The sequence below is a fragment of the Rhodoferax sp. RT5P35 genome (genome assembly GCF_056521385.1).
In genome coordinates, this window is record NZ_JBWMAX010000208.1 from 1 (window position 1) to 1,231 (window position 1,231).

The 1,231-nt window shown below is 67.1% G+C and carries 2 protein-coding genes; both read left to right on the top strand.

Translation table 11 applies throughout. The features are described 5' to 3' along the window. Nucleotides 1-499 (top strand): GlcG/HbpS family heme-binding protein (locus AC097L_RS25015; RefSeq protein ID WP_479589414.1); only part of this gene is annotated, 499 nt, incomplete at its 5' end. A 20-nt stretch (nt 500-519) separates the two neighbouring features. After that, nucleotides 520-1,152, top strand: a complete 633-nt coding sequence (locus AC097L_RS25020; protein WP_479589415.1) for a DsbA family protein — start codon at nt 520-522, stop codon at nt 1,150-1,152. Nucleotides 1,153-1,231 lie beyond the last annotated feature (79 nt).

Below are 1,231 nucleotides of genomic sequence, written 5' to 3' on the forward strand. Positions count from 1 at the left end.
TCCACACCCCGGAGACACCATGCAACCCACCCTGATCCGTTTCGGCCTTGCCGCCCTGGCCCTGGTATCCGCCACCGCCTTCGCCCAAAACCTGCCCTACGGCGCGCCCATCAGCCTGGACGCTGCCAAAAAAGTCGCCCAGGCCGCTGCCGCCGAAATGCACAAAAAGCGCCTGGAGCTGACCATCGCCGTGGTCGATTCCGGCGGCAACCTGGTCTACCTGGAGCGCGCCAACCAGGCCCCCATCGGCACGGTAGATGCCGCCATCGGTAAAGCCAAAGCCGCCAACGGCATCAAAGCCCCCACCAAAGCCATCGAAGAGCAGATCTTGGGCAACAACAAACTCAACCTGCTGGCCGTGCCCGGTGCCTTCCCGGTAGAAGGCGGCGTGCTGCTGGTGGCCAACAACCAGATCGTCGGCGCCATCGGTGCCAGCGGTGCCATGCCCGCAGACGACGGCGCGGTCGCCAACGCGGGCGCGAAAAGCCTGCAACCCTGATCGAGCGAGAAAATAGCACCATGCCCACCACCCTGACCTATCTTTTTGACCCCCTGTGCGGCTGGTGCTACGGCGCTTCGCCAGTGATGCAGCAACTCGGGCAACACCCTGGCTTCACCCTGGCGCTGGCCCCCACCGGCCTGTTCGCAGGCGGTGGACGCACCATGGATGCGGCTTTTGCCGACTTCGCCTGGTCCAACGACACGCGCATCGCCAAACTCACCGGCCAGCCCTTCACCCAGGCCTACCGCACCCAGGTGCTGGGCCGGCACGGCAGCCCGTTCGACTCCAGCACCGCCACCCTGGCGCTCACCGCCCTGTCCTTGACCGAGCCCGCACGCGAGCTGCAAGCCCTGAAGCTCTTGCAGGAAGCCCGCTACGTCGATGGCCTGGACACCACCGCCGTACCCGTGGTGGAAAAGCTGCTGCGTGGTGCCGACCTGGCCGCCGCCGCAGACCGCCTGGTCGCCGCCGATGCCGACCTGCGCCAGGCCAACACCCTGCGCCTGCAACACGCCCAAGGCTTGATGCGCAGCCTGGGTGCCAGTGGCGTGCCCGCCCTGGTGCGCACCGACGCATCCGGCAGCCGCCTGCTGCCCGGCAATGCCTTGTTTGGCAGCTTCGAGCAGCTGCTGGACGCGTTGCGGGCGTAAGCTTGCGGTGGAGGAGTCCCCCATGACCGCACTGCACGACCAACTGGCCCAGGTGTTAGCCCACCTGCGCGCTAACCGC